The sequence below is a fragment of the Dyella sp. GSA-30 genome (assembly GCF_027924605.1).
Lineage (GTDB): Bacteria > Pseudomonadota > Gammaproteobacteria > Xanthomonadales > Rhodanobacteraceae > GSA-30.
Window position 1 is genome coordinate 1296097 of the sequence record NZ_AP027042.1, and the last position, 20296, is coordinate 1316392.

Annotated in this window: 15 protein-coding genes and 1 pseudogene; 5 read left to right on the plus strand and 11 right to left on the minus strand. The window is 62.8% G+C overall.

The features are described 5' to 3' along the window. The first annotated feature begins 594 nt into the window (after positions 1 to 594). The 3 genes from hrpB to QMG46_RS05740 all read left to right on the plus strand — a co-directional run bounded on the left by hrpB (position 595) and on the right by QMG46_RS05740 (position 4613). Positions 595 to 3108 (plus strand): ATP-dependent helicase HrpB, encoded by a 2514-nt coding sequence (gene hrpB / locus QMG46_RS05730; protein WP_281851524.1) that lies wholly within the window; start codon positions 595 to 597, stop codon positions 3106 to 3108. Positions 3109 to 3124: 16 nt separating this feature from the next. Beyond that, positions 3125 to 3745 (plus strand): HAD-IA family hydrolase, encoded by a 621-nt coding sequence (locus QMG46_RS05735; protein WP_281851525.1) that lies wholly within the window; start codon positions 3125 to 3127, stop codon positions 3743 to 3745. A gap of 178 nt (positions 3746 to 3923) precedes the next feature. Beyond that, on the plus strand, positions 3924 to 4613 hold the full coding sequence (locus QMG46_RS05740; protein ID WP_281851526.1) for a hypothetical protein: 690 nt from the start codon (positions 3924 to 3926) through the stop codon (positions 4611 to 4613). A gap of 69 nt (positions 4614 to 4682) precedes the next feature. Here the strand turns inward: QMG46_RS05740 and QMG46_RS05745 are convergent, their stop codons facing one another. The 6 genes from QMG46_RS05745 to ompR all read right to left on the minus strand — a co-directional run bounded on the left by QMG46_RS05745 (position 4683) and on the right by ompR (position 11453). Continuing rightward, a complete protein-coding gene (locus tag QMG46_RS05745; RefSeq protein WP_281851527.1) occupies positions 4683 to 7427 on the minus strand; it encodes a protein kinase domain-containing protein in 2745 nt (914 codons plus the stop codon). 20 nt (positions 7428 to 7447) lie between these two features. Next, entirely contained in the window at positions 7448 to 8014 is a 567-nt protein-coding gene (locus QMG46_RS05750; RefSeq protein WP_281851528.1) for an ECF-type sigma factor, read from the minus strand. Between the two features lie 57 nt (positions 8015 to 8071). Continuing rightward, on the minus strand, positions 8072 to 8893 hold the full coding sequence (locus QMG46_RS05755) for a sterol desaturase family protein (protein WP_281851529.1): 822 nt from the start codon (positions 8891 to 8893) through the stop codon (positions 8072 to 8074). Between the two features lie 11 nt (positions 8894 to 8904). Beyond that, positions 8905 to 9180, minus strand: coding sequence for an EF-hand domain-containing protein (locus QMG46_RS05760; RefSeq protein WP_281851530.1), 276 nt, complete (start codon positions 9178 to 9180; stop codon positions 8905 to 8907). Positions 9181 to 9465: 285 nt separating this feature from the next. Continuing rightward, complete coding sequence (locus QMG46_RS05765) at positions 9466 to 10731, minus strand: ATP-binding protein (RefSeq protein ID WP_281851531.1); 1266 nt, start codon at positions 10729 to 10731, stop codon at positions 9466 to 9468. After that, complete coding sequence (gene ompR, locus QMG46_RS05770; protein ID WP_281851532.1) at positions 10728 to 11453, minus strand: osmolarity response regulator transcription factor OmpR; 726 nt, start codon at positions 11451 to 11453, stop codon at positions 10728 to 10730. The genes QMG46_RS05765 and ompR overlap by 4 nt, the downstream gene beginning before the upstream one ends. A gap of 174 nt (positions 11454 to 11627) precedes the next feature. Between ompR and QMG46_RS05775 the strand changes: the two genes are divergently transcribed. Continuing rightward, positions 11628 to 12227 (plus strand): hypothetical protein, encoded by a 600-nt coding sequence (locus tag QMG46_RS05775; RefSeq protein WP_281851533.1) that lies wholly within the window; start codon positions 11628 to 11630, stop codon positions 12225 to 12227. Between the two features lie 186 nt (positions 12228 to 12413). Then, positions 12414 to 13076 (plus strand): annotated as a pseudogene (locus QMG46_RS05785) (alpha/beta hydrolase). A 10-nt stretch (positions 13077 to 13086) separates the two neighbouring features. On the opposite strand, the gene QMG46_RS05790 reads toward QMG46_RS05785, so the two are convergent. The 5 genes from QMG46_RS05790 to QMG46_RS05810 form a co-directional block, all read right to left on the minus strand. Then, positions 13087 to 14721, minus strand: a complete 1635-nt coding sequence (locus tag QMG46_RS05790) for a Clp protease/crotonase-like domain-containing protein (protein WP_281851536.1) — start codon at positions 14719 to 14721, stop codon at positions 13087 to 13089. A 58-nt stretch (positions 14722 to 14779) separates the two neighbouring features. Further along, positions 14780 to 15694, minus strand: coding sequence for a DUF2167 domain-containing protein (locus QMG46_RS05795; protein WP_281851537.1), 915 nt, complete (start codon positions 15692 to 15694; stop codon positions 14780 to 14782). Between the two features lie 102 nt (positions 15695 to 15796). Then, positions 15797 to 17176, minus strand: a complete 1380-nt coding sequence (locus tag QMG46_RS05800) for a M28 family metallopeptidase (RefSeq protein ID WP_281851538.1) — start codon at positions 17174 to 17176, stop codon at positions 15797 to 15799. 236 nt (positions 17177 to 17412) lie between these two features. Then, positions 17413 to 18723 (minus strand): carbohydrate porin, encoded by a 1311-nt coding sequence (locus tag QMG46_RS05805; protein WP_281851539.1) that lies wholly within the window; start codon positions 18721 to 18723, stop codon positions 17413 to 17415. A 40-nt stretch (positions 18724 to 18763) separates the two neighbouring features. Next, a complete protein-coding gene (locus QMG46_RS05810) occupies positions 18764 to 20290 on the minus strand; it encodes a CoA-acylating methylmalonate-semialdehyde dehydrogenase (RefSeq protein WP_281851540.1) in 1527 nt (508 codons plus the stop codon). Between the last annotated feature and the right edge of the window lie 6 nt (positions 20291 to 20296).

Genomic DNA, 20296 nt, shown 5'->3' on the forward strand with positions numbered 1-20296 from the left:
GCGCTGCCGATCTACACTTCATTTGCGTTGTGACAGAGAAGTGCTACAAAAATACAGCTGCATGCCGTCGGAGAAATGATGTTTTCTCCTATCTTTCGAAACATTTCCTAATGTCAATCTGTGCTCCCGGCAAATTATTGCCACTTGCGGAGTAGGAATGATGATTTCGAGACTTGCACTCGCTTTTGCGATTGCGACATCAGTTGCGCCATTTGAGTTGGCGCTGGCTGACAATTTACAAGATGAAAAGGTGTGGTTGCTTCATTTTATGGAGGGTTGCTCTGCGGTTCCGCCGAATGGCTATTTTTGGGTTGATACCAAGTACAATGTCTTTGAGCCTCAATGTATAACGAATTTTAGATTTGTCTTTGAAAGTCACTTCGATAAGCCCGTTGGGGCGCAAATGACTATATGCGAGCAGGGCGTTAGCGTGTTGCCTCCAAATTGGTATTTGGTTTCCAAGATTGCGTCGCCAAAGTGCGTTCTTCGGCTTAATAGCCCGCCGGGCCCTGCTTGGGTTGTCCAAAAAGGCTAGTACGGGGTCAAGAAGATGCTTCGGCGCTTGATGGAGCCCTTGCAGGTATCCTAGAGGGAATGGACGGACTTCCTAGTTTCCCTATCGCTCCGTTACTTCCGGATATCGTCGCTTCATTAGCGTCGAAGCCTTGTCTTGTCCTGGAAGCGCCCCCGGGCGCAGGCAAAACAACACAGGTTCCGCTGGCTCTGCTGGAGGCCGCATGGCTTCAGGGCCAGCGCATCCTGATGCTCGAACCCCGTCGCATCGCCGCCAGAGCCGCTGCTCAATTCATGGCGAGCCAGCTAGGCGAAGATGTCGGACAGACGGTGGGTTACCGAATCCGCTTCGAATCCCGCGTCAGCGCTGCAACGCGGATCGAAGTGGTGACTGAGGGCATTCTTACGCGCCTAATCCAGGACGACCCCGAATTGACCGGGATCGGCGCGATCCTGTTCGACGAATTCCATGAGCGGCATCTAGCAGGCGATCTCGGCATTGCCCTGGCGCTGGATGTACAGGCCACGTTACGGCCGGATCTGCGAATCGTGGTGATGTCCGCGACCCTCGACGGCGAGCGTATCGCGCAGTGGTTGGATGCGCCGCGCATCAGTAGTCCGGGGCGTAGTTTTCCCGTGCAGGTCGAGTATCCCCCAGCGCGCGCGCAGGAAACGCTTGAGCAGCATCTCGCACGGGTCTCGCGCCAAGCCTTGGTTGAAACCGATGGCGATGTGCTCGCGTTTCTTCCGGGGCGTCGAGAGATTGGACGAGCGCAATCCATCTTGCTGCAGAGTCTGGAACGCGATGATGCGACAGACGTCGAAGTCGTGCAGCTGCACGGCGAACTGTCAATGGCCGAGCAGCAGGCTGCGCTTTCCCCTGCGGAGCCAGGAACACGGCGCATTGTGCTGGCAACGAACGTCGCCGAATCGAGCGTGACCTTGCCCGGCATTCGTGCGGTCGTCGATGCAGGACAGGCGCGTGAGCCACGCTTCGATCCGAACTCCGGTTTTGCGCGGTTGGAGACGGTGGCGATTTCGCAGGCCTCCGCCGATCAGCGCGCTGGCCGTGCCGGTCGTGTTGCGCCGGGTATCGCTTATCGACTATGGCCGCAGAGCAAGCGCCTCGATGCTTCGCGCACGGCCGAAATCATGCAGACGGAGTTGTCCGGGCTTGCGCTGGAATTGGCTGCATGGGGTAGCGAGAGCCTGTCGTGGCTCGATCCGCCGCCGGCAGGCGCTCTGGCGCAGGCGCGTGCCTTGCTGACTCAATTAGGCGCACTGGATGCCGCTGCACGCATCACATCGTTGGGTCGACGCATGCTCGAACTCGGTGCCACGCCGCGCCTCGGCGCGGCCGCCATGCGTGCCCCGCCCGAGCTACATGCCTTGATTGCGGACCTGCTTGCGCTGATGGAAGCGCGCTCACCGCTACGAGGCGAACAGGCGCGCAGCGACGACTTCCGCGCGCGTGTGCATGCCTTGCACGCGTGGCGCGATCGCAGCACGGCCGGCGCGCGTGGCGGTGCCGATAGCGGCGCGTTGGCCGCGATCGAGCAATCGTCCAAGGGATGGCGTCGTCGCCTGAATATCCGTACCGCAGCCAGCGGCGTGCCGGACAGTCATGCGGTTGGCGATCTGTTGCTGCACGCGTTTCCCGATCGCGTCGCGCGCCGCGACGACAGCAATCCGCTGCGCTATACCCTGGCCAATGGCCGTGGTGCGCGGCTGCACGAAAACACCGCGCTGCATGGCGAACCCTGGCTGGTGGTGCTGGATATTCAATACGACGCGCGCGATAGCCTGATTCGTGCCGCCGCGCCGCTCGATCCGCGGGCGCTGGAGCGCGACTACCCCGCGCAGTTCGTGCGCGAACGCGTGCTGCGCTGGAACGATGAGCGGCAGGCGGTCGAGGCGTTCGAGGAATATCGCTATGCCGCGATTACGCTGGAGCGCCGCAGTGTGCCGGTCAAGCCGGAAGACGCACTGCCTGCGTTGCTGGCTGCGATACGCAGCCGGGGTATCGGCGTATTGCCGTGGAGCGAGAACGCGCTTCGTTTACGCGCACGCATGCAATCGCTACGCGGCTGGATGCCCGAGCTGGGGTTGCCGGATGTGTCCGACGGAGCCTTGCTTGCATCGCTGGAGGATTGGCTCTCGCCCTATCTCAATGGCAAGCGCCGTCTCGATGCCTTGAGCGCGGAAGAACTCTCACAGGCGCTGGCTTCGCTATTTGACTACGAACAGCGTCGACAGCTTGATAGCCACGCGCCCGATAGCCTCACTGTGCCCAGTGGCATCACGCATCGTCTCGAGTACACGCCGGACGAGCCACCCGTGCTGGCGGTCAAGCTGCAGGAGCTGTTTGGGCTGGCCGATACGCCGCGTATCGCCGGTGGCCGGATTCCGGTCACGCTGCACCTGCTCTCGCCGGCGCGGCGCCCTATTCAAGTGACGCAAGATTTGAAGGGTTTCTGGGAACGCACCTACCCGGAAGTCAAAAAAGAACTCAAAGGTCGCTATCCTCGCCACCCTTGGCCGGACGATCCGTGGACCGCCGCGCCGACCCATCGTGCCAAGCCGCGCGGGACCTGATCGAAGGAGTCATGCATTGAAGATTCAAGCCGTACTGTTCGACCTTGACGGCGTGCTTGCCGACTATGACCGCGATGGGCGTATCGCGCGGATGGCCGCGTCGGCCGGTGTATCGGCCGAAACCATGCAGTACGCGGTGTATGGCTCAGGCGTCGAGCTGGCGGCGGACTCGGGCATCGGTTACGACCCCGATACCTATCTGGCGGCGATCAGCCGGCTGGCCGGTGCCGAGGTGACGCGCGAGGCGTGGATTGCCGCGCGGCGCGAGGTCACAAAGCTGCGGCCGTGGATGTTGGAGCTGGCGGCGCGCCTGGTGCGCGACGGTGTGGCCGTGGCGATGTTGACCAACAACACCTTGATGTTTGGCGAGTCGGTGCGTCGCGTCGTTCCCGATATGTTTCCGCTGTTCGAACACACGGCCTGGACCAGTGCGCAGTTCGATACGCGCAAGCCGTTTACCGATGTCTACGAACGCTGCCTGGCGTATTGGGGCAAGGAGCCGGCGACGACCTTGTTTGTCGATGACCTCGAAGAGAATGTGATCGGCGCGGAGAAGGCGGGATTGATCGCCCATTGGTATCGCGACCGTGCAGGGTTTACTGCGGCGATGGCGTCCTTGGGGATCGACGTGCCGTAAACGGCAGGATGACCCTGGGAGCGAGGGAAACGACGCGATCGGGCCGATGACGGGTTTTGCCTTCCTGTTGCGATCTATCTAGTGATCGCGATCATCTGAAGCGCACGCTTTTGTCTGGACGCCGCCGAACGATCGAGCCGATCAGTGTCATCGACCTCTCAATCTACAAGGACATGTGATGAACCATCGATCCCTGCTGCTTTCCCTCGGTCTTTCCCTGGTTACTTTGCCGGCCTTCAGTCAGAGCCTCGTTTCGAGCGAAAAATACAGCGACAACCCGATGGACGGCGTTGGCGTTGCCCATAACGCCTATGCGGGCTGCATGGCGGCCAATTACGACCAGACCGGCAAGACCACGCCTATCGAAGTGGTGGTCTATCGTTGCGGTATCCCGACTCAGGGGGATCCGGAAGCATTCATCCGGAAGTACACCGACATGGCCAACAACACCCGCCCGGATCCCAAGCTGTCGTTCGTGGAGAACATGAACCGCTATCGTGAGAATTACAACGCGCAACAATTTTCCTATTTCGAGCGCATCGACAAGGTGCTGGTCGGCTCGACAAGTCCCGAAGAAGCCGATCGCGGCCTGAAGGCGCTCGAAGACCAGGCGATCAAGGAACTGGGGCGCACGGATGGCGATCTGGCGGTGCTCGGCGTGATCAGCACGGGTCGGCATTCGATCGAACTGTGGACCAAGGATCATCCGGTCGGCGAAGCGGCAACCCAGCGTGGCATTCCCTGGGCGCTGATTGGCCAGATCGCCGGCGCGGATATGAGCGGCTACGCCAGCGGCGCCAACATCTGCGGAAAGGTGTGTGGATACGTCAATGCGGCTGTTCAATCGGTGGTCGCCGTTTTCAACTGAAACCCCGGCCCGTATGAACGGAAAGGAGTCCCGCGATGGGACTCCTTTCCGGCGATGCATGCGCGGCCGCTACTGGGATGTTTTCTTCGCCAGCCATCGCGCTTTGGCAAGCTGCGGCGACTGCGATGACATCTCCTGTTCCAGCACGGGCATCGCCTCTCGCAACAGGCTTCTCGCACGATCGGCATCGTGCTGGCGAAACGCCAGATCGGCGGCGAGCAACTTGACCTTGGCTATCTTGATCGGGTCGCTGTTGCGTTCCTTTTCCGCCAATGCCAACGCTTCGTCCATACGCTGTCTGGCCAAGGAAATCTGGCCTTTGGCTTGCGCCAGTTGGGCATCGAGTTCGGCCAGCCTGATCCAGATGGCGGTATAGGGACCGGCGCTGCGTGCCTGGCTCAGTCGTTTGGCCGTCGCCAGCGCCACCTCGGCCTGGCTCAATCGTCCGGCATCGAGCAGCAGCTGCGCATAGCGCGCCTGGATCTGCGAATACTCGATAGAGTCGCCGCCTCTGTCCTCGCGTACCCATCGAAGCGCCTCGTCGACATCCGCCCACGCCTGTTCGAACTGGCGCAAATCTCCGTGCGCCGAAGCGCGCTGCTTGTACGCAACCCAGCGCCAGGTGATGTAGGTGGGGTCGCCCTGGGGCAACCTTGCCAGGGTCGAGTCGAGCAGCGCGATCGCGCGCCGGCTGTCGCCACGGCCTTCATAAAGCCATGCCAGCAGGATGTCCTGTTGCGCCAGGACAAGGTCATCCAAACCCAGAGCCTGATGAAGCGACCTTGCGCGTTCCATGTGCGTGACCGCGTCGCGATAACGGCCTAGCTGGCCCAGTACCATCGCCAGCTCGCTCTCCTGGTCCATGGTGTACTGGCTGCTGTTTCCATAGACGCGTTGTGCGATGGCCAACGCTGACTCGGCATGCGGCAGTGCCTGGGGATACTGTCCCAAGCCTCGATAGACTGTGCTGGCTGTCTGATGCACCGTGCGCCATTTGGGATCGTCCGCCTCCAGTGTCGCGGTCGCCAGCTTCAGCACCTGTGTGAGGTAGGGCGCTGCTTGGGAATCGCCGGGCCGGCTGGCGTGCAGATTCATCCGATCGAGCAGCAGATCCAGGCGGAGCCGGTCCGTCGGCCCGCTGCCGGCTTTGAGCAAGGTCAATGCGTGATCCAGCGACCGCTCCGCTTGTTCGCGGTCGCCCCCCAGCGCGGCGACGGTTGCGTACGCTTGGTGGGCGCGTGCAAGTGCGAGCATGTCGGTATTCGGGCCTGACCGCAGCGCAATCAGATCCTGCAATGTGCGCTTGGCATCGGCGATACGCTCCAGTTGTCCTAGCAGCACGCCGCGTGTTTCGAGTACTCGCGCCTGCAGATCCGGATCGGTCTGGTTCGTTCGTTTGAACAGATCGGCGGCGGTGTCGATCGCTTGCAAACCCGGCACGGGGTCGTTGATGTTCTTGTAGATCTCGGCGACAGCCAGCCAGACGAGGGCGCGCGTGCCTTCGTCCTGCATACGCTCGTTGCGTAGCTGGGATGTCGCCGAGGTGAGCAATGCCGATACCGTCATAGGCCGGCCGCGGCCAGCCTCCGGATCGGAGGCGGCCAACACCGAAACCAGGAATTCGCGCGAAGCGTTGGCATTGCCGGCTTCTCGCACAGCGGCCGCTTCGGCCTGCAAGGCCCGCTGGCGTTCAATGTCCAGGCGAACGACGAAAGCGACGATCACGCATACGATGGCCACGCTCGCAGCGGCAGCCCAGCGATGCCTGTTGACGAGCTTGCGCAAGCGATAAAACAGGGAATCGGGCGCCGCTAGCACCGGCTCGCCACGAAGATAGCGATGCAGATCGTCCGACAACGCTGCCGCTGTGCGATAGCGATCCTCTGGCGCGAGCGCGGTGGCTTTCATGACAATGCGGTCCAGGTCGCCGCGCAGCTCGCGCCTGCGCGATGGCGCGATCGGTTGACTGCTTGGCAGAGGCACCGGCATGTCGCCCTTGCGCAGATCCGGCAAACGCAGGCCGGTCAGGACATCGAACAACAAGGCGCCCAGGCCGAAAATATCGGTCGCGGTAGTCGCCGCGTAGCCACGTATCTGTTCCGGTGCCGCGTAACCGGGCGTAAAGGCCAGCGTTGCCGTATGAACGCCGGACGGGCTCGCCTCCAGCAGCGTTCCAATGCCGAAATCCAACAGAACCGGCGTGCCATCGTTGCTCACAACGATATTGGACGGTTTGACGTCCCGATGAAGCACCAGGTGCTGATGCGCATGCTGGATCGCATCGCAGCACTGCGCGCAAAGCCGGACGCGATCGCGCAGCGTCAGTTGCCTGGACGCCAGAAAGTCCGCGAGCGCGTGGCCCTCGACATAGTCCATCACCAGGAAGGGTTGGCCACTCGCCGCCTCGCCACTATCGATCAGGCCGGCGATGTGCGGATGGTTCATGCCGGCAAGCAGTTCGCGCTCGCGTGCCATGCGTCGTTTGCCTGCTGCCGTGGGCAAGCCATGCAGCAGTTTCAGTGCAACCTGCTGGAAGGCTCCGTCGACGTCACGCTCGGCCAGGAAAACGCTGCCCATGCCACCCTCGCCGATCTGCCGCAGCAGACGGTACGGGCCGATGCGATCGGGCATCGCCGCCAGCGACGACCCGATGCGCTGCAATTGCGCCTGGACAGGATGGGGATCGTCGTTGTGCGCGTGTTCGAGCATGCGCAGGACAGCTGCCCGAACCGTAGCGTCGGTTTCATTCGTTTCCAGGAAATGCGACCACCGGTCCGGCGGTTGCGTGATCGCCGCATTGAACAGTTGCTCCATGCTACGAAACCGTTCCGGTGTCATCGCGACAGCCACTCCCGGAGCCACGCCTTGGCGAAGCGCAACTCGCGCTCGACGGTAGACAGGGATATCGCAAGGGTGCTGGCGATCTCCTGCTGGTTCAGGCCGACCAGCAAGGCCAGTTCCGCGATCCTGCATTTGCGTGGGTCTTGTTGCTCGAGCTCGACGAATGCCATCTCCACGTCCAGCCATGGTGTGCTGGAGGTCGAAACATGGTCGGCGAGCGAAAGCGTCACGGCGATAGCGCCCGATCCTCGCTTTTCGGCGTACTGGCGCCGACTGAGATCGATCAGGGTGCAGCGAATGGCCGTGGCGGCGATCTTGAAGAAGTGCTCGCGGCTGGTCGCGTCGGGCACATGTTCAAGCAGACGCAGAAGACTTTCGTTGACGAGCTCGGTGGAATCGAGAGCCAGTGCGCCGGGTTTCGACAGCCGCCGCAGGGCGATGCCCTTGAGCTCGTGGTAGATCAGATTGAACAGCTGTTCCTGCGCTCGCGCATCTCCCTGGCGCCAACACTGCAGGAGACAAGTAAAGTCGCCTGCATCGACAGAACGCTCCGGTTCCATACCTTCTCCATGAATTGCGTGAAGCTCTCCCTGGCCCATCCCTGGCCCGATTATGCATCACATGGGCGGTCCGAACACGGCGAGCCAGCGACCGCGCCAGCCTCGGGCGCGGCGCAGCGTGCGCCACATGCCGGCCCAGCCGTGGAATGCAATGCGAAACGGATTGTTGCTGCTGATCGGATGGACCAGGCCGTAGCGGCAGGGATCGTCGGCGCTCTCGGCGGCGAACGTGCCGAACAGCCGGTCGTAGATGATCAGGATGCCGCCGTAGTTCTTGTCCAGATACGCCGCGTTGCTGGCGTGGTGCACGCGATGGTGCGCCGGGGTGTTGAACACCCACTCGATCGGCCCTAAACGCGGCAGCAATTCCGTGTGCAGCCAGAACTGGTAGAGCAGGTTGATCGCGGTCGCGGCCAGAATGGCGGGGACGGGGAAGCCCAACAGCGCCAGCGGCGTAAAGAAAATCACATTGCCGCTTATCCGCGCAGTCCATCCCAGGCGATACGCGGCCGCCAGGTTGTAGCTGTTGCTGGAGTGATGCACGCAGTGCGTCGCCCAGAACCAGTGAATGCGGTGATCGGCACGGTGCATCCAGTAGTAGAAGAAATCCTGCAATACAAACAGCAGCGGCCATGCCCACCAGGCGTGCATCGGGATGGTGGTGATCCGGTAGCGATAGGCAATGCTGAAAAAGATGCCCGCCACGCCCAGTCCAAGCAGGCGCGTGAAAACCAGTCGTCCTATCGCATCGCCAAGTGACGCGAAGTAGGCGCGCCAGTCATAGCCGCCTGGGCGACGGCGGTGCAGATACCAGCCTTCGATCGCGGCGAGCAGAATGAATGCGGGCAGGAGAAGCAATAGATGACGGGGCAGCTCCATGGCGATGTCGCTTACTTGTTTTCGCGCTTGGCGGCGAGATAACGGCCGATCTCCTGCAGCGTCACTTTGCCGTCGTGATCGGTGTCGATATCGTCGAAGTGTTGGGCAACGCGTGGCATGGCCTTGGCTTCTTCGCGATCGAGCGCGCCGTCGCCGTTGGTGTCGGCTTTGTCGAAGCGCTGCTTGATTTCGTTGACCATGCGGCTTTTGTTGTCTTGCGATACTTGTGCGGTGGCGGTGAGTGGGGTCAGAGCGAGCAGGCTGAGGAATAAAACGGTGCGGCGCATGACGGTGTCTCCAGAGTGGGTGTGGCACACGATAGACGGCCGCGTTGCGTAAGGTTTGTCGGGTTCGTTGGGGGTTGTAAGTAAATGTTTCGGCTGCGGACTGAAGGGAACCTCAAAAAACTTCAGTTCCTCCAATCGTCATCCCGGCGCAGGCCGGGACCCAGTGACTTTGCAGTCGGTTATCGCAAGAGCCGACAAGCATCTGCTCTATCGCGAAAACTGGAAACCTAAGTCACTGGATCCCGGCCTGCGCCGGGATGACGAGTAGGAGGGGGTTTGGGATTTTTAGCGAGGCAGTTGCAGGGTGGCTTCAAAGCCGCGTGCGGGCAGGTTGCGTACGCTTAGGCTCCCGCCATGTTGCGTAGCGATGCGCTTGACGCTGGCCAGCCCCAGGCCGCTGCCCATGGCATCGCTACGTGCCTGATTTCCACGCACGAACGGTTCGCCCAATCGATCAACTATGTCCGGGGGAGCGCCCAGCCCACCATCGGCGATGCTCACGCGAATCTCCGCCGGCCCAACCGCAAGCACGGCACGAAACGGCGCGTCGCCATGGCGCAGTGCATTGCGGATCAGGTTGTCCAGCGCACGCCGTAGCGCGAGTGGATGCCCTTGCACGACGGCGTGATCCGGCGACTCGATTTCCCAGGGTGGGCCGCCATTGCCGCGATTGAGCGACAACAACTCGCGTAATAACAACGCCACGTCTACCGGCGATGCGGGTTCGTCGCTGCCATCGCGGATAAAGCCGATGAACTGCGCGCTCATAGCGTCGATGGCATCGATGTCCGCTTCCATCCCTTCGCGCAGCGACGTATCGACAGCATCGCCCGACAAGGCCAGGCCAAGTCGAAGGCGCGCCAGCGGCGTGCGCAGGTCGTGCGAGAGTGCGGCAAGCATGACATCGCGTTCGCGCGCATTGCTGCGCACTTCGGCAGCGGCTCGCGATAGCGCGGCATTCAACTCGACCAGTTCGCGCACCGAGCGCTTGGGCAGCGGCGGCAGCGGTGTGCCCGCGACGACCGCGGGTGCCGCCTGGGCCAGCCTGCGCAGTGGTTCGGTAAGGCTGCGTGCATAGGCCGCGGCCATCAGCAGCACGATCAAGGCAGCGAATGCGGTGGTGACCACAGCCGTGCGCACCAGCGGCACACGCAGTCCCATCAGCGGTATGCCAATCCAATCATTGGAAGGCGAGAGTGCTTTCAACCAGAGCGTCGGTTGCCGCAGCCCGGCGATATAAGCCTGACGCTGCGGCCAATGCAGCCGCGTTTCGACCAGCAGGTTGCGATTGGCGCGCAGGGCGGGCGGATGCCCTTGCGGCGGGGTGGTGGAAAGCTCGATACCGAGGCCGGCCAGTTCGTTATCGTGCCCCTGCGCGATCAACACATCGGCCGCGGAAACCTGCAAGGCCACCGTGCGTGTGGTGTACGCGTTGCTCAGGCGGCTACCGGTGACATTGAGCGTGATCAGGCCGATCGCCACGACCAGGCCTACCGTGCCTGCCAGCAGCCACGCCAGGCGGGTAAATAGTCCGCTTGGCTTGGCCGTCATGGCGCGCTCCCTTCGGGGACGAACACGTAGCCATGTCCCCACACGGTTTGCAGCCAGCGCGGTTGCTTGGGGTCGTCCTCGATCAGGCGACGCAGACGGCTGAGCATCACGTCCATGCTGCGGTCGAAGGCATCGTGTTCGCGGCCGCGCGCGATGCTCATCAACTGATCGCGCGTCAGCGGTTGCCCGGCACGCTGCACCAGCGCGGCAAGCACGGCAAATTCGCCGGTGGTCAGGCGCAGCGACTCGCCATCGCGCAGCAGTCTGCGCGTATCCAGTTCCAGCACGAAGCGGCCGAAGCGCACGCTGCCCGCATCGGCGAGCGGCGCGCCCGGTGCCGGCCGGCCACGCCGTAGCACGGCATTGATGCGCGCCACCAGCTCGCGCGGGTTGCCGGGCTTGGGCAGGTAGTCGTCCGCACCGATTTCCAGGCCGACAATGCGATCGACATCGTCGCCGCGTGCGGTAAGCATGATGATCGGCGTGTCGATGCCCTGGCCGCGCAGGCGCCGGCAGATGGAAAGGCCATCCTCACCCGGCAGCATCAGATCGAGCACGATCAGGTCGACATGGCGGCGGCTCAGCTCGCGGTCCAGCTCGCGCCCGTCGCCTACCGAGCCGACCTGGAAGCCCTGTTGCTCCAGATAACGCTGCAGCAGCTCGCGAAGCCGTCGGTCGTCGTCGACGATAAGGATCTGAACAGGTGAAGGCGTGGCGGTCATGGGTCGATTCTGCCGTGCTGTCAGGCGCCCTGCGAGCGCATTTGTAAGCAGATGTTTCCAGAACGGCCGACGGCAATATCCGTTTGCATTCGCTTGCCCTTGGGATACGCCTGGAAGCGGGGGCAAGGCGATGATCAACCTCGGGGCGTCCGCCCGACATCGAGGAGGTTGTTCATGAACAAGATGACGATAGGTATCACCCTGGGTCTGATGCTGGGCTGCGCCGCGCAGGCCGACGCCGCCGGACGCGTGGTCGCCGGCGGTATCCGCGCTCGCGCCGGTGGCGGCATCGTGGCTGGACACGTGGCGGGTTTTCGTGGCCCCAACGGCGCGGCCGGCATTCACGGCCGGCGTACCGTCAGCGACGGGCAGGGCGATGCCCGCACGGCCAGTGCCGGAGCCTGGCGTGGCCCTGATGGCGGCACTGCGGCGCGGGCGGGCGAAACGACCCGCAACGCGGACGGTTCGGCGCAGCACCAATCGGGTTTTCGCGCCACCGGCGCGAACGGTGGCAGTATCAGCAGCAATGGTTCGGCCACACGCAACGCGGATGGCAGCGGCAGCTTCTCGCGTTCGACCCAGGCGGCCGGCGCCAATGGCGGCAGCTATAACGGCTCCACCGCCGGCGCGACCGGGCAGGGTGTCACCCACACGACGCAGGCGACTGGGGCCAATGGCAACAGCTATACCGGCCAGACCACGGTCACCAAGGATGGCGTGACGCATACCGGTAGCTGCACCAACGCCGCCGGTGCGACCATTCCCTGCCACTGATTGCCAGACGGAGATCGACCGATGCTTCGCTTCTACGGTTTAACGTTGTCGCTGCTGCTGGGTCTGGCTGCCACCGCCCGTGCCGACGACGCGGTGGTGCTGCGTGATGTGGCCTATGGCGATGCGCCGGCTCAGCGTCTGGACGTCTATAAGCCGGCGCATGCTCATGCGGCGCCGGTGATCGTGATGGTACACGGCGGCGGCTGGATGATCGGCAACAAGAGCAATCCCGGCGTCGCCGGGCGCAAGCAGGCGCACTGAGCCGGGCAGGGCTATGTCTTCGTCTCGGTCGATTACCGCATGGTGCCGACGGCCGATCCCTTTATGCAGGCCCAGGATGTGGCCGGTGCGCTGGCCTATGTGCAGCAGCATGCGGTCGAGTGGGGTGGCGACGGTGCACGCGTGACCCTGGTAGGTCATTCGGCTGGCGCGCATCTGGTCGCCTTGCTGGCCGCCGATCCATCGCTTGCCTATGCGCAAGGTGCCAAGGCGTGGCTGGGTACGGTCGCGTTGGACAGTGCGGCCTACAGCGTGCCGCGCATCATGACGCTGCCGCACGCGGACTTTTACGACCGCGTATTTGGTAAAGACGAGGCGTTCTGGCGCAAGGTATCGCCGCTCGATCGCGTGCAGGGAAAGTCCCAGCCGATGCTCCTGGTGTGCTCATCGCAGCGGCTGTTGTCCTGCGCCCAAGCGGAAACCTTCGCCAAGGCGGTGAACGACAAGGGCGGTCGCGCGCAGGTGCTGCCTGAGGCGCTGACACATGCGCAGATCAATGCGGAGCTCGGCGGCGACTCCGACTACACGCGCGCTGTCGACACGTTCCTGCACTCGCTAGGCCTGCCTTGATCGGCGCAGCCTAACGAATGAAGTAACTGCGCAGCGCCCATGCTGCCTGCGGTGTGGGCGTGTCGATCAAGCGGCCGAGCAGGGCGATCTGCCGTTGACAGAGTTGTCCTGCCACCGGGCTTCCCGTGACATGTTGGCCGGCCAGGATCGCCTGCCGCTGCGCCATCATCAGCTGCGTGCCCTCCGACCGCTCGTGGTCGCTGATCTTCGTCCCGAGTGGTGCGGAAAACAGTGCGTCGTACGCGGTGCCGGTACCGATGTAGAAATCGGTATTGACGTGCTTGAGTTCGACGCCGGTGCCATCCAGGTAATGGTCGCAGGTCAGCAGCGATTCCTTGTCGCGTATCATCTCCAACTGGTCGCGATAGCGCACGGCAAACGAGCGTACAGCCGCATCCGGTGCGCGTGCCATCGCCACGGCGCGTCCGCCGCGCAAGGTTTGCCAGAGATTGGCGCGGTAGCTTTCGATGCGCTGCGCCCGCGTCGCCTGACGCAGGATCGCCATGTTGCGTTCGGCCCAGGCGTTGTAGATATCGGGTTGCTGGCTGCGCAGGTGCTCGAACGCGACGCCGATATTGCGCATCGTCGGTTCCTTTCGATACGCATACAGAAACTGCTCGCCATGCCAGTCGTGTTCGCCGATGACACGGTCGTCGATCGCCACGCCGGTAATGATGTGATTGGCAAACAGCGTATTGCCGTCCGGGACCCAAACATCACCGCCTTGTTTGGCAAATGCCATGTCGATAAAGCTTTGCGACGCACCGAGCTTACTCATGAATCCCTTGAAGCTATCCTGCTGCGTGTTCACCATCGTTTTCGAATAATTGCTGTCGATGATCGAACGCATCTGGTGGAAACCCATTTCCGCGTTCGGTCCGACCAGCCGTTGACTGGCGCCGACGAACGCCAAGGTGCAGGCGCTGGCACATAGATGATCGACCTCGACCACGATATCGCTGTGCGCAGCGAGATAGTCATGTAGCTGCATGCCGTTGTCGACGTCGCCGCCACGGCTGTCCAGCAGTAGGTGACGCTGTTCGGGATACTTGGCAAAAGCCGCCTGTACCGCGTCGGCGAACCCGATCCCCATCGTGCCCTTGGCCAGGATTCCCTTGCCATTGGGCGCAAGGCCGACGGTAAAGTCGCTCATGCTGCGCTGCTCGACGGCAGCGCGAGCAATCATCTGAAAGCTCTTGACCGTAGTGATGCCGCTACCGATCGTGCCCAGCACGACGAAAATCATCACGATGTTGACCACGACCGCCCAGCCGCTGCCGCTCAGGGCCGCCGAGCGGAACGTGCCGACGACCTGCCACACGGTCACAACGAGGCGCAAAGGCGTATAGATCGCCAGCAGAACCAGGAGCGAGGTCAATGAAAGGTGCTGGGCGCGCAACAGCGGGATCATCATGGTTTCCACGATCAGCAGGAGAAAGCCGATCAGGAAGACGTTGATCCAATACGATTGTGCCAGTGGCAGTTCGCCGCGCCAGTGTGCGCCGATATAGCTTGATTTCCCGCGCGCCGCCGCGGTGCGCGGATGCGCGTAGTCCTTTGGTACTGGCGGCGGCAGTGCCGGCGGTTCGTCGAATACCGCGGACGTGAAATCGATGGTCGGTTCGGGGCGGTCCTGCGGAATCACGCGCGCGTTCCTCCAGGCTGAAACACCGCCGCGTGGTGCGCGGCGGTGTCGTCATGGCTTAGTTGGCTTTCTTGCCCTTGAACAACTTGGCGAAGACACCGCCGATAGCGGCGATGCCGATCACGATGAACTTCTTCAACGCCAGCAGGAGCACGCCCAGCTTGGCGAACAGACCGGCCTTCGCCGCAATGCCGCCAGCGACCAGCGCGCCGATGCCATAGGCAGCGAGCTTGTCGGTGCTGGAGTTGTAGTCGGTGTAACGATTGCCCGCATCGAACTCGGCCATCGACACCACGTCGGGCATATCCGCGCGCACCTGCGCCAGCTCAGCCATCGGTGCCACTGCGTTGAGCGAGAGATAGCCGTGGCGACCCAGTACGCGGATGGCGTAGTTGAGCGTGCTGCTTTCGTCCTTGCCGTCGGCGCCGCTGAACTTCAGGTTGCGCGCCCAGTACAGTTTGTGCGACGAGCTGTCGTAACGCGGCGGTTCGGCCCAGCCCACCAGTTCGATTGCCGGATAGCCCTGCTTGAGGCGCTCTGGATTTTCATCCTTGGTGGCCTGCTGCATGTCCTTGAGCATGTCGCTGTAATCGATCTTGGCGGCATCCTCGTCCGACACGTAGCCGTCGGCGGAATAGGTCACCACCACCGCCCACGCTTTCTCGTCGAGTAAGATCTTCGGATCGGTGCTGGGCAGGATCATGCCCAGTACTTCCTTATCGGGCGGGTTGTCCCACAGCTGGGTCAGCACGCGCTGTGCGTCGTCGGCACCGAGGTAGCTGTAGTTGCTGCCGAGCTTCAGGGTCGCCTGTGCCTCGGGCACATTGACGTCGCCGGTCTTCGGGTGCAGCGTTTTCAGAAAGGCCTCGACCTTGGCATCGCCCTGGTCGTCAGCGGTATCGGCATGGGTGGCGGGCGAAAAGGCGAACGCGGCCAGCAGGCCTAGCGCGGCCAGAAAGGACTTGCTTGTCATGATTTTCCCTGATTAACGTGAGAGGGCCGTTCCCCCACGGCGCGGCCCTGCGCGTCTTTTTATCAGGCCGGCCGTGTCCGCGCCAGTTCCCGCCCTTGGGGCTTACTTTGCCGGAGTGGCCGGCGGCGAGCGCTCGAAGCTGCCGGCATCGCCCGGAAACACCACCGGGCTCTGGTAGCCGTCGGCGGAGACTGCCGAGACCCCAAAGAACCAGTCGTCGATCACCACATCCTTGAGGACGGTCTTGTCGGTCGCGCCCACCAGGCGGCTGTGCTGCCACTGCGGCGCCGTCGTATCGCGCCAATGCACGATGTAGCCGGCGGCGTCGGGCTGCTTCTTCCATTGCACGGTGGTATCGCTGCTTACCGCGCCGTCGATGGCGACACCGGTCGGCGGCGCCGGGGCGCGGCTCAGCGAGGCCATAGCGATGGTATTGAGCGCCGTCACGCGGGCCAGATAGCGAAAATCCACGCCGTCGATGGTGTCGCCGTAATGCACGCCATTTTCGGTACGCAGGTCCTGGTGCTGGCGGGTGTAATCCTCGTGAGCCTCGGTGACACGCACGGCCGGATAGCCGGCTTCGAGAAAGGACACCTGATCGCCGCCGCGCCCGAAGCGATCGGTGCGATAGACCATCATCACGTGCAGGTCGGGCATATAGTCGTTGGCGAGCCGTTCCATATAACGCGCGATATTGCGTGAGGGCGAGTCCACTTCGCCGCCGTGATAGCGGCGGAAATTGGCCTGCTTGTCGGTTTCGTTGCTCTTGGTGCCTTCGGAGAACACGCGCACCGTGGTGTTATCGCTCACGCCGTTCTGGCCGTGGCTATTGCCGACGATATCGTTGTTGAGATCGGCCTCGACCTGCCAGCCTTGCGCTGTCGCGTAGTCGGCCAGGACCTTGCCGCCATACAGGCCTTGTTCTTCGCCCGATAGCGCGGCAAATACCAACGTGGCCTGGTTATCGCCCTTCGATAGCAGACGTGCCGCTTCGATCAGCGCCGCCACGCCGGAGGCATCGTCGTTGGCACCGGGCGCGTCGCTGGTGGCGTTCATCACGTCGGTGACGCGCGAGTCCAGATGGCCGGTCATCACGATGACGCGTTTCGGATCGCCCTTGCCGCGCTTGATCGCGACCACGTCCATCACTTCGGTGGGTTGCGGCACACGTTTGCCGCTGAAGCTTTGCGATGGCGTGACCACTTCGATGCAGCCGCCGCATTCGCGCGAAATCGCTTCGAAGCGCGTCTTGACCCAGCGGCGTGCGGCGCCGATGCCACGCGTATCGGAGGTGGTATCGGACATCGTATGGCGGGTGCCGAAGCCAATCAGCTTTTCGATCGTGGCGCGCAGCTCCGCTTCGCTCGGTGCCGTGGCCAGTGCGTGCAGTGCGGCCTGTTCGCGTGGCGCGGGCAACGCGGGATCGGCGGCGAATGCCGGCATCGCGCAAAGGGCGAGCAGGAGAAGAGCGGTACGGCGCATGGAGAATCCCCGATGGGTGAAAACCTGTCGGAGTTTATAGGTGAAGTGCGCTGATCGGTTCGAATGTTGTGAAGATCTGGAGCCCCCTCACCCCAGCCCTCTCCCCCGGCGAAGCCAGGGGGAGAGGGAGCGAAGAGCGCGCACGATTCAAACTTGCCTCAGTGTGCCCCCTCTCCCCTGGCTTCGCCGGGGGAGAGGGTTGGGGTGAGGGGGCACCCGCAAGCACGGAGCAACAATCAGAACGCGATACTGGTCTTGAGACCAAGGATAAAAGCGTTGCTGTTCTGGCGCGTGCCACCCGGATGCAGGATGTACTGCAAGTTCGGGCGCAGGTTGATCGACGCGATCGGCGACCAGTTGTAGAACAGCTCCGAGACGTACTCGTAACCGTCCAGCACCTTGACCGGGGAAGTCGGATTGAGCGCGTTGTACTGACGCTGGTAGTCGCCCAGGCGACCGTTGGCGTGCGTGGCGCCGACGGCAAAGCCGACCATGTCGCGCGGACGGTTGAAGATGCCTTTGTATTCGGCGCCCATCGCGATCTGACGATCGGTGGCCGAGGTGAACTTGTCGGCCTGGGAGAAGTTGAAGAACACCGTCGTGCCGGCGCCGCCGGCATCGCCGCTGACCTGCTGCATCATTTCCAGGAAACCGCCGTAGCGGCCACTGCGTTGCAGCGCCGTACCGCCGGCGAGCGCCAACGGTTCGCGATCGGTATTGAGATAGAGATCCTTGCCGCCGGAATTGTTGTACCAGCCACCGATCTTGTAGGTGCCGGGCAGGCCGTTGGCATTGGGCGTCCAGCCGAATTCGGCCGGCATCAGCGCACCGGTGGTGCCGCCGGGGAAGTTGAGCTTCCAGCCATTGCGGCGCGCCCAGGCGTCATCCACGTAATTGGGGTTGACCTGATACGCGCCGACCTTCACGTAGGTCGTATCGGTGGTCTTGAACTTCAGCCAGGTGGCCCATTGGCTGGTCGGCCAGTTGACCCAGTAGTCGCCGACAATATTGCCCGGAGGCGCACCGCAGAAGGTCAGGTTCTCGAAGTCGCAGCTGAAGCTGGCCATGTCTTCGCCAACCGGCAGGCGGCCGATGCGCCATTCGAGCCGGTCGTCGAAGAATTTCTGGTCCAGCGCGAACACCGTGATATGCCAGGTCTGGCCGCGGCCATAGACTTCCTGGATCAGCTGGTTGTTGCCGATATTGGCGTCGGCACCGAGATTGCGACCGTTACGGTCGGTCACGTAGATGTCGAATTTGCCGCCGGACCAACCCCAAAGCTTGTTCAGGTCGAGACTGGCGCCGAACTTCCATTGGTCGGTATAGCGGGTGAGGCTGCGCGTGCCGCCAGTGAAGTTATGCGCCGCTTCGAACCCGTAGCCGAAGTCGAACTTGATGCCCTCCTGTTCCAGGCGGGTACGCGTGCCGTTCCAGTCGCCAAACAGATACGGACTGTCATCCGCACGGCTGTCGGGTGCCGCGGCAAGTCCCAGCAGTGCGAGCAGGGTGCACGCGGCAAGCGGCTTTTTATTATGTTTGAGATCCATCGCATGACTCCATGGGGGCGTGGGGTGTCGTGGGGACGGCTCAGTGGGTGGGCATGGCGAATTGCGCGCCGCCTCCTCCTGCGCCACCGGACAGCCAGCGTTGGGTGACCGCTTTCTGCCGGGTATAGAAACGGACCGATTCCGGGCCGTGTGCGTGGTGGTCGCCCATCAGGCTCTTTTTCCAACCACCGAAACTGTGGAATGCCATCGGTACGGGAATCGGCACGTTGATGCCGATCATGCCGACCTGGACGCGATGCGCGAACTCGCGCGCGACATGTCCGTCGCGCGTGAAGATGGCGGTGCCGTTGCCGAACTCGTGCTCATCGATGAGCTTCAGCGCCGTGGCGAAGTCCGGCACGCGGACGACACAGAGCACGGGGCCGAAAATTTCTTCCTTGTAGATACGCATGGCCGGTGTAACCCGGTCGAATAGTGTACCGCCCAGGAAGAAACCTTGCTCGAATCCGGCGACGCGATGGTCTCGTCCATCAACCACCAGTTCAGCGCCGCTCATAACGCCGTCGTCGATATAGCCGACAATCTTTTCGCGATGTTGCGAGGTGATCACCGGGCCCATCTCCGACGTATCGTTCATGCCTTCGCCTACACGAAGCGCACGCACTTTCGGAACGAGTTGGGCAACCAGCGTGTCGGCCGTCTCTTCGCCAACCGCAACGACCACCGAAATCGCCATGCAGCGCTCGCCGGCGGCACCGAAGCCCGCGCCCATCAGGGCGTCGACGGTCTTGTCCATGTCGGCATCGGGCATCACGATCATGTGATTCTTCGCGCCGCCCAGCGCCTGCACGCGTTTGCCGCTGGCGGTGCCACGCGCGTAGATATACTCGGCGATCGGGGTCGAGCCGACGAAGCTCACCGCCTTGACCTTCGGGTGATCGAGCAAGGCGTCGACTGCGGTCTTGTCGCCCTGGATCACGTTGAACACACCGTCGGGCAACCCGGCCTCGGTCAGCAGCTCGGCCAGCATCAACGAGGTGGTGGGATCGCGTTCGGACGGCTTCAGTACGAAGGTGTTGCCGCAGGCGATCGCCATCGGGAACATCCACATCGGAACCATCGCCGGGAAATTAAACGGCGTGATGCCCGCGCATACACCCAGCGCCTGGCGCATCGTCCACGCGTCGATACCGTTGGCGATCTGCTCGGTGTAGTCGCCTTTGAGCAGTTCGGGGATGCCGCAAGCGTACTCGACCACTTCCAGGCCACGTACTAATTCGCCCTGAGCGTCGGAGAAGACCTTGCCATGCTCGCGCGTGATCGTCGCGGCGAGCTTGTCCATATCACGCTCGATGAGCTGTTTAAAACGGAACATCACGCGAGCGCGCTTCAAGGGCGGCGTTTGCGACCACGCCGGGAAGGCGGCTTCGGCGGCCTTTACGGCCTGATCGACGTCTTGTGCCGAAGCGAGAGCAACCGCGCCGATCACGGCGCCGGTTGCCGGGTTGTACGAGGGCACGCTGTTGCCGGCGCCCGCTTGCATGCGTCCATCGATGTAGTGGCCGATCGCGGTGGGTTGGGTATGCGTATTAGGTTGTGCAGACATGTGAAT

Bases quoted from the DNA above. Each gene is read 5' to 3' on its own strand.
- hrpB (WP_281851524.1), top strand. From the start codon at position 595: ATGGACGGACTTCCTAGTTTCCCTATCGCTCCGTTACTTCCGGATATC.
- QMG46_RS05740 (WP_281851526.1), top strand. From the start codon at position 3,924: ATGAACCATCGATCCCTGCTGCTTTCCCTCGGTCTTTCCCTGGTTACT.
- QMG46_RS05745 (WP_281851527.1), bottom strand. From the start codon at position 7,427: ATGGAGCAACTGTTCAATGCGGCGATCACGCAACCGCCGGACCGGTGG.
- QMG46_RS05750 (WP_281851528.1), bottom strand. From the start codon at position 8,014: ATGGAACCGGAGCGTTCTGTCGATGCAGGCGACTTTACTTGTCTCCTG.
- QMG46_RS05755 (WP_281851529.1), bottom strand. From the start codon at position 8,893: ATGGAGCTGCCCCGTCATCTATTGCTTCTCCTGCCCGCATTCATTCTG.
- QMG46_RS05760 (WP_281851530.1), bottom strand. From the start codon at position 9,180: ATGCGCCGCACCGTTTTATTCCTCAGCCTGCTCGCTCTGACCCCACTC.
- QMG46_RS05765 (WP_281851531.1), bottom strand. From the start codon at position 10,731: ATGACGGCCAAGCCAAGCGGACTATTTACCCGCCTGGCGTGGCTGCTG.
- ompR (WP_281851532.1), bottom strand. From the start codon at position 11,453: ATGACCGCCACGCCTTCACCTGTTCAGATCCTTATCGTCGACGACGAC.
- QMG46_RS05775 (WP_281851533.1), top strand. From the start codon at position 11,628: ATGAACAAGATGACGATAGGTATCACCCTGGGTCTGATGCTGGGCTGC.
- QMG46_RS05795 (WP_281851537.1), bottom strand. From the start codon at position 15,694: ATGACAAGCAAGTCCTTTCTGGCCGCGCTAGGCCTGCTGGCCGCGTTC.
- QMG46_RS05800 (WP_281851538.1), bottom strand. From the start codon at position 17,176: ATGCGCCGTACCGCTCTTCTCCTGCTCGCCCTTTGCGCGATGCCGGCA.
- QMG46_RS05805 (WP_281851539.1), bottom strand. From the start codon at position 18,723: ATGGATCTCAAACATAATAAAAAGCCGCTTGCCGCGTGCACCCTGCTC.
- QMG46_RS05810 (WP_281851540.1), bottom strand. From the start codon at position 20,290: ATGTCTGCACAACCTAATACGCATACCCAACCCACCGCGATCGGCCAC.